General features: G+C 39.6%; 10 protein-coding genes. 2 read left to right on the top strand and 8 right to left on the bottom strand.

Annotated features, from left to right (window positions below):
• Positions 1-60 precede the first annotated feature (60 nt).
• The 7 genes from trpS to ileS all read right to left on the bottom strand — a co-directional run bounded on the left by trpS (position 61) and on the right by ileS (position 7141).
• Entirely contained in the window at positions 61-1029 is a 969-nt protein-coding gene (gene trpS / locus ASE55_RS07365) for a tryptophan--tRNA ligase (protein ID WP_056217267.1), read from the bottom strand.
• A 270-nt stretch (positions 1030-1299) separates the two neighbouring features.
• Positions 1300-1944, bottom strand: coding sequence for a vancomycin high temperature exclusion protein (locus tag ASE55_RS07360; RefSeq protein WP_056217264.1), 645 nt, complete (start codon positions 1942-1944; stop codon positions 1300-1302).
• Positions 1945-1957: 13 nt separating this feature from the next.
• Positions 1958-2596 (bottom strand): lipoprotein signal peptidase, encoded by a 639-nt coding sequence (locus ASE55_RS07355; protein ID WP_056217261.1) that lies wholly within the window; start codon positions 2594-2596, stop codon positions 1958-1960.
• Between the two features lie 50 nt (positions 2597-2646).
• Entirely contained in the window at positions 2647-2835 is a 189-nt protein-coding gene (locus tag ASE55_RS07350) for a DUF2683 family protein (RefSeq protein WP_056217259.1), read from the bottom strand.
• Between the two features lie 19 nt (positions 2836-2854).
• On the bottom strand, positions 2855-3100 hold the full coding sequence (locus ASE55_RS07345; protein WP_056217255.1) for a DUF6576 domain-containing protein: 246 nt from the start codon (positions 3098-3100) through the stop codon (positions 2855-2857).
• Positions 3101-3185: 85 nt separating this feature from the next.
• Complete coding sequence (locus tag ASE55_RS07340; RefSeq protein ID WP_056217252.1) at positions 3186-3566, bottom strand: TraR/DksA family transcriptional regulator; 381 nt, start codon at positions 3564-3566, stop codon at positions 3186-3188.
• A 53-nt stretch (positions 3567-3619) separates the two neighbouring features.
• A complete protein-coding gene (ileS, locus tag ASE55_RS07335) occupies positions 3620-7141 on the bottom strand; it encodes an isoleucine--tRNA ligase (protein WP_056217249.1) in 3522 nt (1173 codons plus the stop codon).
• A 307-nt stretch (positions 7142-7448) separates the two neighbouring features.
• Here ileS and ASE55_RS07330 point away from each other — a divergent pair, with 307 nt between their 5' ends.
• Complete coding sequence (locus ASE55_RS07330; RefSeq protein WP_056217245.1) at positions 7449-8741, top strand: phenylacetate--CoA ligase family protein; 1293 nt, start codon at positions 7449-7451, stop codon at positions 8739-8741.
• Positions 8742-8818: 77 nt separating this feature from the next.
• Complete coding sequence (locus ASE55_RS07325) at positions 8819-9424, top strand: hypothetical protein (RefSeq protein WP_056217241.1); 606 nt, start codon at positions 8819-8821, stop codon at positions 9422-9424.
• A 34-nt stretch (positions 9425-9458) separates the two neighbouring features.
• Here the strand turns inward: ASE55_RS07325 and ASE55_RS07320 are convergent, their stop codons facing one another.
• On the bottom strand, positions 9459-10703 hold the full coding sequence (locus ASE55_RS07320; protein ID WP_056217238.1) for an NAD(P)/FAD-dependent oxidoreductase: 1245 nt from the start codon (positions 10701-10703) through the stop codon (positions 9459-9461).
• Positions 10704-10770: the final 67 nt, after the last annotated feature.

Below are 10770 nucleotides of genomic sequence, written 5' to 3'. Positions count from 1 at the left end.
GGCCTCGTTAAAAACGAGGCCGCCGAAACTCTATATTAGAAAAGGCAAGTTTGATAAGGATTAAATCCCCAGGCTTTCCCTTACTCTTTTCATGGTTTCCGTAGCAATTGCTCTTGTTTTCACGGCGCCTTCCTGAAGTTTTGCTTCCAGTTCTTCCAGGTTATTCATGTAATAGGTGAACAGTTCTCTTTCTTTCTCAAACCTTACCAGGATCAGGTCCAGAAGCTCTTTTTTCGCATGGCCGTACCCGAAGTTTCCGGCTAAATATTTTTCCCGAAGCGTTTCAGACTGTTCAGGTGTTGCAACCAGCTGATAAATTGCAAAGGTCTTATCGGTTTCCGGGTCTTTAGGTTCTTCCAGGGACTTGGAATCCGTTTCAATACTCATCACCTGTTTTTTCAGCTCTTTCTCTGGCAGGAAAATATTGATGATATTGCCTCTGGATTTGGACATTTTATGACCGTCAATTCCCGGGACATATTTGGTGTCTTCCTGAAGCTCAGACTGTGGCAGTACAAATACTTCACCCATCTGGTTATTGAATCTGGAAGCCACATCACGCGCAATTTCCAGGTGTTGCAGCTGGTCTTTGCCCACAGGGACAATTTCCGCGTCGTACAGCAGGATATCCGCAGCCATCAGGATCGGGTAGGTAAACAGGCCTGCATTCACATCCTGAAGCCGGTCTGCCTTATCTTTGAAGGAATGGGCTAAGGTAAGTCGCTGATACGGAAAAAAACAGGATAAATGCCAAGAAAGTTCACAGGTTTCAGGGATGTCACTCTGTCTGTAAAAAAAAGTTTTTTCAGTATCCAGGCCGCAGGCAAGCCAAGCCGCAGCAATTTCATAGGTATTCTGTTTCAGTTCTTTCGCGTCTTTAATCTGGGTTAAGGAATGAAGGTTTGCGATAAATAAAAATGATTCATTTCCTTCCTGTTTCGATAATTCGATCGCAGGAATAATTGCACCCAACAGGTTTCCGAGGTGTGGTGTTCCGGTGGCTTGAATGCCGGTAAGAATTCTTGACATTTGTTTTAAATTTATTTTAAAAAATTAATGAACTTCAAATTTACGGGAATAGGTTTAAAGTATCATAAAGTTCCGGGGCTGATTTACGCAGGTATTTTTAAACATACAGATTTATAATAAAGCTGCTTTATTTTTAGAAGGCAAAGGCAAATAAATGCTGCCCGAAACTTGAGATATTGCTTCATCAAATCAACTTGTTGATTCTTCCTGGCTCACTTAAGCTGTTTATGATTAAATAAACTCTGCGTTAAGAAATCCGGGTTAATCAAATCAAGGAATTAAAATCTTTTTACCTCCGAATTTCGGCTCTACACCCAGAAGAAGATCAAGATATGCTTTTGATTTGGCCAGGTATTCCCGGACATTGGTCTTAAAGCCTGCATATTTATTTACATCCGCTGCATTGAACCCGAACGCATCAATGTCATTCTGACGGGCCAGGAATACAGCTCTTTCATTGTGGAACTTCTGCGAAATAATAATGATCTTCTGCTGTCCGAAAATCTCTTTGGCCCTTACCACGGAATCCAGCGTCCTGAATCCGGCAAAATCCATGAAGATATGATCTTCAGGAATGCCTTTACTGATCAGGGCCTGCTGCATGTCTTCGGGTTCGTTGTAATCTTTCCTGCTGTTGTCGCCGCTGGCAATAATATACTGTATTTTGCCGCTTTTGTAGAGTTCCCATGCTGCCTCGATCCGATTGTCAAAATAAGCATTAGGCTGGCCGTTATCCAGCGTCCTGCTTGTTCCAAGCAGCAAACCCGTTTTGGTTTCAGGGGCCTCAGCAGTCTGGTAAGACATCAAGTCTTCCGTGTCTGCCTTCATGCTGTAATTCGCCCAGAGGATAAAAATAATTCCTGCTACAAAAAGAAGCAGGAAAAAGGTAAAAATGTTTTTAAGAAATTTTTTCATCTTGTGTGTATATTTAAAATTCCAGTCCGTTCGGAAAGGCTTTTTTTCTGAAGGCCAGCAACAGTACTGCGCCTACGGTAATGGCAGAATCTGCTACATTAAAAATATATTTAAAAAATTCTATGTGTTTTCCGCCTATCAAAGGCCAGCTTTCAGGCACGTTCCAGTCTACCAACGGGAAATGGAACATGTCAACCACGCATCCCCTCATAAAAGTGGAATAACCATGGCCGAAAGAAGTTAATTTTGAAATTCCGTCATAGTCAATCCAACGGTCGATGCTGGCATCATAAACGGTTCCGCTGTCAAAGATCATCCCGTAAAACATTCCGTCTATTAAATTACCGATGGCCCCCGCAAAAATCATGGCCATAGGAATCAGCAGGTAATTGGATTCGCCTCTTTCCAGCCATTTCTTAAAAAGATACACCATTCCTCCGATCAGGAAAATCCTGACGATTACCAGGAAATATTTTCCAATCACCCCGCCGAAATGAAGCCCGTAAGCCATCCCCGGGTTTTCTACAAAGGTAAGCTTAAAGCCAGGCACAACAGAAACGCTGTCTCCCAGTCCGAAATGTGTTTTTATGTAAATCTTTGAAGCCTGATCAATCAATAAAATAAGAAAGGTTACAAGTAATATCTTTTTCATAGGAAGAATTGGATTATTTAACAGTCATATAAAATCGCCGTGCGACTTTATTACAGTCCTTTCGGTTTAAAAGGTTTTCCTATTTTTTCGTTTTTCTTATCGATTACTTTCTTAATCGTCTTATTGTTATGATGCATTTTGGTATGGAATTTCTCGAACTCAATATTCATATCTTTCAAAACACTTTTCAAAGCATTAAGTTCCATTGCATTTTTTGTGTGGACTATTATAGATTCCATTGTATTTGCTTTAAATTATTTATTTTTTAGACAGTTCATCAAGCCGTTTCCGGTCTTTGGAAGACAAATCGTTTATCCCGTTTTTGCCCATCTTGCTGAGAAGCCTGTCAATTTCTTTTTCCCGTTCCCGTTTATCTTCATTAAACCGGTCATCCAGGGTATAGTTTTTCTTTTTATCCGGGAAGAACCTGTTTTTCAGCTGTTCCCTGTTAAAAAATACCAATACCACTATAATGATAACCGCTAAGACCAAAAATTCGCTCATGGGTATATATTAAAAAATCAGGTTTATAAAGTATTTCATAAAATAAATACGTTATAAACCCAATGTATTGTAATTAACCTGATGGTTATTTCTGCATATTCTTCGCTTCAATACTCAGTGTAGCATGAGGTACAGCCAGCAGTCTTTCTTTAGGGATCAGCTTACCGGTTACCCTGCACACACCGTAGGTTTTGTTTTCAATTCTTATCAGAGCATTTTTCAGGTCACGTAAAAACTTCTCCTGTCTTCCTGCTAAAATAGAATTCTGCTCTTTGCTCAATGTTTCCGCTCCTTCCTCAAACGCTTTAAAAGTAGGGGAAGTATCATCAGTTCCGTTATTCTGGTCGTTGATAAAGCTTTCTCTGATCAGTTTCAGATCATTTTCCGCTTTTTCTATTTTTTCCTTAATGATAGCCTTAAATTCCTGTAAATCAGTATCGCTATATCTTACTCTTTCGTCTGACATATTCGTTTCTCTTTTTTAATAAAATTATGAAATGGGGGTGTTAAAAATACCAACTATATGTTAATTTTTTCAACATTTATCTTAAAATTAACCTCATCAATCTCGATTTCGTTAAAATTTAAAAGTGAAGATACAATTTCTATTTTATTTGACAAGACCTCTGATGAAATATATTCTTCATTTTTCTTAATGTCATTTAAGAACGGAGAATTTTCTTCCACAGAAATGGTAATGCGGTCCGTCAAATCAAAATCTTTTTCTTTTCTGAGATTCTGGATCCTGTTGATGAATTCCCTTGCAACTCCTTCAGATTTTAACTCATCTGTCAGCGTCAAATCTAATGCCACAGTTGTTTTCCCGTCGGACGTTACTGTCCATCCCGGGATGTCTTTAGTTGAGATTTCCACATCGTTAACCGTAATTTCATATCCCTGAATCACAACGCTGCCTTCTTTTTCCAAAGATGAAATCTGCTCTGCAGAAAGGTTAGTGATTTCACTGCCAACCGTTTTCATATCTTTTCCAAGCCTCGAACCTAAAGTTTTGAAGTTAGGTTTTATCTGTTTAACAATCAGATGGGATGCTTCTTCAGCATTGATCAGCTGCAGTTCCTTAACGTTAACTTCTTGTTTAATTAATTCTGAAACCGCTAAAATCTGTTCCTGCGTTTTAGCATCTAAAACCGGGATCAGTACTTTCTGCAACGGCTGGCGTACTTTTACATTTTCTTTCTTTCTCAGGGAGAAAACCATACTCGTGATGTTCTGCGCCAGATGTGTTTTTTCAACCAGGTCCTGATCGATCAGGCTTTCATCAGCAACCGGGAAATCCGTTAAGTGGATGGATTCATGGGTCTCTTTTCCGCTGACTTTATTTAAATCCTGGTACAGCTGATCCATAAAGAACGGAGCAATAGGTGCCGATAATTTGGCCACCGTTTCCAGGCAGGTATATAAAGTCTGGTAAGCCGAGATTTTGTCTTCAGAATAATCTCCTTTCCAGAAACGTCTTCTGCATAATCTTACATACCAGTTGCTTAAATTGTCGTTTACAAACGTATTGATGGCTCTTGCCACTCTTGTCGGCTCGTAATCTTCGTAGAATGCTTTTACTTCCTTGATCAAGAGGTTCAGTTCAGAAAGAATCCATCTATCGATTTCAGGCCTGTTTTCAACATCTTTTTCAGAATAATTGAATCCGTCAACATTGGCATACAAAGCAAAGAATGAATAGGTATTGTAAAGCGTTCCGAAGAATTTTCTTCTGGTTTCATCAATTCCTTCGATATCGAATTTCAGGTTTTCCCACGGGTTGGCATTTGAAACCATGTACCAGCGTGTGGCATCCGGTCCGTACACGGCTAATGTTTCAAACGGATCAATCCCATTACCTTTGGATTTTGACATTTTCACCCCGTTTTTATCCAAAACAAGTCCGTTGCTCATTACATTTTTATAAGCCACCGAATCAAAAACTGCCGTTCCGATTGCGTGGAGTGTATAGAACCATCCACGGGTCTGGTCAACACCTTCTGCAATGAAATCTGCAGGGAAAGCCTTATGGTTATCAATTAATTCTTTATTCTCAAAAGGATAATGCAGCTGGGCATATGGCATTGAACCTGAATCAAACCAAACATCAATCAGATCGCTCTCACGCTTCATTTCCCTTCCTGAATCCGAAACCAGGATCACTTTGTCGACTATATTTTTGTGCAGGTCTACCAAAGCATAATTCTGCTCAGACATATCTCCGATGATGAAATCCTTAAACGGATTTTCTTTCATCAGTCCTGCTTCAACAGATTTTTCAATTTCGTTGTACAGTTCTTCTACGGAACCGATGATTTTTTCTTCTTTCAGATCTTCAGTCCTCCAGATCGGCAACGGGATTCCCCAGTATCTTGAACGGGAAAGGTTCCAGTCGTTTACATTTTCAAGCCAGTTGGCGAAACGGCCTTCTCCCGTAGCTTTCGGTTTCCAGTTAATTTCCTTGTTTAAATTAACCAGTCTGTCTTTCACGGCAGTCATTTTCACAAACCATGAATCCAGCGGATAATATAATAACGGCTCATCAGTTCTCCAGCTGTGCGGGTAACTGTGAACGTATTTCTCTACTTTGAACGCTTTGTTTTCTTCTTTTAAACGGATGGCGATTTCAACATCCACAGACTTTTCGGGTGCTGTGCCTGCCTCATAATATTCGTTTTTCACATATTTACCGGCAAAATCTCCCATGTGAGTAGTGAATTTTCCCTGTAAATCTACCAGTGGAACCGGGTTTCCGTTTTCGTTTAAGACCAGCATGGGCGGAACTTCCGGCGTTGCTTCTTTAGCCACTTTCGCGTCATCAGCTCCAAAAGTCGGTGCCGTGTGAACGATTCCTGTTCCGTCTTCTGTCGTCACAAAATCCCCTGAAATGACTCTGAATGCATGTTCCGGGTTTTGGTAAGGTAAAGCATACGGCAGTAACTGCTCATATTTAATTCCAACCAAATCAGCACCTTTGAATTCTGCTAAGATTTGATAAGGAATGGTTTTAATTTCATTAGCTAAGAATTTTAATCTATCTTTTGCTATGGAATTAATGTCAAAATTAGTTATCGAAGACTTTTCTAAATCTATGATTTCATTTTCAATTCTGTCACGATATCCTTCTAAACTATTACTTTCATTTAAATATTGATTTAAATGAAAATCAGATGAAATATTTACATATGGTTTTCGGAATTGTTTTTCAACTAAATTTTTTGCTAAAACTACATTAATAGGCTCAAAAGTATACTGATTGAAGGTTTTTACTAAAACATAATCGATTTTAGGGCCTACGGTTAAAGCTGTGTTGGATGGCAACGTCCACGGAGTAGTCGTCCACGCTAAGAAATGGACATCTCCAAACCCCTGTAAAAATGAAGGCAGTGTTTCCGGCAATGTTTTGAACTGCGCAACAATGGTTGTGTCAGAAACATCACGGTAGGCTCCGGGCTGGTTAACTTCGTGTGAAGAAAGTCCGGTTCCCGCTTTCGGGGAATACGGCTGGATGGTATAGCCCTTGTACAGTAACCCTTTGTCATACAACTGCTTCAGCAGCCACCATACCGTCTCCATGTATTTTGATTTGTATGTGATATACGGATCTTCAAGGTCAACCCAATACCCGATTTTCTCGGTCAGGTTGTTCCAGACATCGGTATATCGCATGACCGCTTCACGGCAGGCTTTGTTATAATCTTCAATAGAAATTTTTTTGCCAATATCTTCTTTCGTAATTCCTAATTCTTTTTCCACACCAAGCTCTACAGGAAGTCCGTGGGTATCCCAGCCTGCTTTACGGAAAACCTGCTTCCCGTTCTGGGTCTGGTAACGACAGAAAATATCCTTTAATGCTCTGGCCATAACGTGGTGAATTCCGGGCATACCGTTTGCGGAAGGCGGACCTTCATAAAAAACAAACTCTGGCTGCCCATCACGAATCTCAACACTTTTATTAAACGTTTTATTCTGTTTCCAGAATTCGGCTACATTCTCGGCTACGTCAATAAGGTTGAGGCTTTTGTATTCTTTAAATTGGCTCATGGTACTATATCAATATCGTTGATTCATTAAGTTGGCAAATTTACTAAAATTTACCGGTTTATAAGATATGTTTTATTTTGACGGTTGGGATGAAAAATTTGGTCGAGGAATGGAGATTTTGAAATGCAATATTTGTGAATTTCTGATGATGGACAACTGATTTTTTAAAACCTCTTTCCAGATAACAACTTACTTTAAAGCATAATCATCTGTGAAAATTTGCAGGAAATTCTCTTCTAAACAAATCATACACGAAACCTGATCTTTTAATTTTAATTAAATAAATTTGCCCTTTAAAATAAAACCATTGGAATTCTATCCGTCTATCGAACAATCAGATATTCACGAAATAAAAAAGTTTCAGGAGCAAAAACTCCGGGAACTTCTGGTGTATCTTGAAACCCATTCACCGTTTTACCGGAAATTATTTGAAGAAAACAAAATTACGGTTGCTGATATTCTGACGCTGGAAGACCTACAGAAAATTCCGACCACTACAAAAAATGACATCCAGCAGAACAATGATGATTTTTTCTGTGTTACGTCAGACAAAATTGTGGATTACAGTACTACTTCAGGAACCCTGGGCGATCCGGTAACATTCGGGCTGTCAGATAACGATCTTGAAAGGCTGGCTTACAACGAAGCGGTTTCTTTTGCCTGTGCCGGAATTCAAAAAGGGGATGTGGTGCAGATGATCACTACCATTGACAAGCGGTTCATGGCCGGTCTGGCTTATTTTTTAGGATTAAGAAAAATGGGGGCAAGTGTTGTCAGGATGGGGCCCGGGATTCCGGAACTGCAGTGGGATTCTATTTTCAGATACAAGCCCAAATACCTGATCACGGTTCCGTCGTTCCTGTTAAAAATGATTGATTACGCTGAAAAACATGGGCTGGATTATCAGAATTCCAGTGTATACGGGGCAGTCTGTATCGGGGAAAGTATCAAAAACCAGGATTTTACGGATAATATTCTTTCGCAAAAGATCAAGGAAAAATGGAATATTAAATTATTCTCCACCTACGCATCCACGGAAATGAGCACCGCTTTTACAGAATGTGAACATCAGGTTGGAGGACATCAGCATCCTGAACTTATTATTACGGAAATTCTTGATGACCATGGAAATCCCGTTCAGCAAGGAGAAAGCGGCGAACTGACGATCACAACCTTAGGTGTAGAAGCCCTTCCTTTATTAAGATTCAAAACCGGGGATATTGTGCAGGCCCATTATGAGCCCTGTTTATGCGGAAGAAATACAATGAGGCTAGGCCCTGTTATCGGGCGAAAGCAGCAGATGATCAAATATAAAGGAACAACACTGTATCCGCCTGCGATGAATGACATTCTTAATGATTTTAATAATATCCTGTGTTATCAGATGGTTATTCAGTCAAATGAAATCGGACTGGATGAAATTATCATTAAAATAAGCACAAACAGCGATTCTGAGAATTTTGTTAATGAAGTGCGGGATCACTTCCGGGCAAAATTAAGGGTAAGCCCGAAAATTGAAATCGTGGATTTTGATATGCTGTCTAAAACTGTGTTTAACCCGAACAGCAGAAAACCAATTAACTTTGTAGATTTAAGATAAGATTTATATAAAACGTAATGTCAGCAGTTCTTTTGAGCTGCTTTTTTGTAATATATTAGCAGACTTAAATTTAAATTATGAAAAAATTATTTCTGATGTTTTTTTTGATTATTGCTGCGGCTATTAATGCTCAGAAGATGACAGTCATTTCAGGAGATTTTAAGACTTTAAAAGATCAGACTGAAGTAAATGTGGAATTGAAATTTGATAATGTCTTAATGATGAAAGAAAATTTTACAGAAGCTCAGTATCTTAAAAACAGGAAGAGGGATCTTTTAGCCAATCCCAAAAGGGGAGAAGCGGGATGGCAGAAGTGGAACGGAGAGTGGCAGAGATTTAAAAATGAGGAATACATCAATTATTTTGTAAAAGGCTTAAATAGATCGTATAAAAACATAACCTTTAAAAAAGAAAGTCATGCAAAATATACCCTGTTACTGGAAACAGACTGGGTATTTCCGGGCTGGCACGGCGGAATGGTTGTTATGACGGCAGAGATAAGCGGTAAGATAAAATTGATAGAAACCAATAATCCATCCGTTGTTTTAGCTGAGGTTGAGCTTAATAAATTTGATAAATATGTTAACAACAAAGAATTTGTTATGGAATACGGCAGAGTTGCCGGTGCGTATGAATCTATTGGAAAATACCTCGGAAGAGAAATTAAAGAAGCTGTGAAATAACAGGAAACGGCCTGAAAATCTCAGGCCGTTTTTTTTATGAGTGCAGTTTCTCGGTTTTAATAAATTCCGCAAGATTTTTTATCGCGGTATCATGTATCCGTACAAACGTATTCTTTTTATCCCAGACATAGCCTGCCAAAACGGCGCATATTTTTCTTTTGACATCAGGATTTTCCGGCTGGTGGAAAAATAATTCCTGTAAATTACCGGTGTACCATTCCTTTACATAAGTAGTAAATACATCCACTCCGTACAAAATATAATCGGAATATTCCGTCTGCCAGTTTATTTTCTCACCGTTCAGCTGCCGGAGAGCCAGTTTGGCGGCCAGCATCCCGGATTCCGTGGCAAAAGCCATTCCCGAAGAGAAAACCGGGTCAAGGAATTCAGACGCATTTCCAGTAAGGGCAAACCCGTCCCCGAATAAGCTTTTCACCGAACAGGAATAATCTTTCAGGTGCTTCGGTTCAAAAAGAAAATCCACATCCCCGAAACGCTGTACATAATAATCGGAAAGGGAAATGGCTTTTTTCAGTGCTTCCGCAGTATCTCCGTTTTCAGATAGTTGATCAATATATTCTGTAGGGCCAACAATTCCTACGCTGGTATTTCCGTTGGAGAAGGGGATTACCCAAAGCCAGACTTCCGTTTCAATAATATCAAAAGAAATCAAAGTGCCTTCCGTCCCTTCCTCTCTGTTGATGTCTTCTACATGGGCGAAAATTGCAGAATGGGGCGATAATTTTGAAGGTTTTTCTAAATCTAAAAGACGCGGCAGAACCCGTCCGTATCCGCTGGAATCGATGACGAACTTTGCATGGATCTCCTTTGTTTCACCGTCTTTATTTTTTACGGTGGTGATAGAATCCGTTCCGTTGAACCGGATCGCGGTAACTTCAGTTTCAAATTCAAGGTCAATGCCTTTTTTAATGACTTCCTGAGCCAGGGTATTGTCAAAATCAGCTCTCGGTACCTGCCAGGTCCAGTTCCAGCCTTCACCGAATTTGTTGCTGAAATCAAAAATGCAGACCTCATTGCCGCGTAAAAAACGAGCGCCCAGCTTTTTTTCAAAACCCATTTTATCCAGAGCAGGCAAAAGTCCGGCTTCTTCAAAATGGTCCATCACCCTAGGAATTAAGCTTTCGCCTACCACAAGTCTCGGGAATTTTGTTTTTTCGACCACTTTTACGTTGATATTGTTCTTCTTTAAATATGAAGAAGATACGCATCCGGAAGGCCCTGCCCCGATTACGAGAACATCAACAAATTCTTTGCTCATCTTTGGTTTTTTATTTTAATAATAACTTCTATCTTTGCCGCAAAATTAATGACAATTAATTAATAAT

This window comes from Chryseobacterium sp. Leaf201, assembly GCF_001421435.1.
Classification (GTDB): domain Bacteria; phylum Bacteroidota; class Bacteroidia; order Flavobacteriales; family Weeksellaceae; genus Chryseobacterium.
Note: the sequence above shows the minus strand (reverse complement) of the source record. Positions and strands in the feature narration are given on the sequence as shown.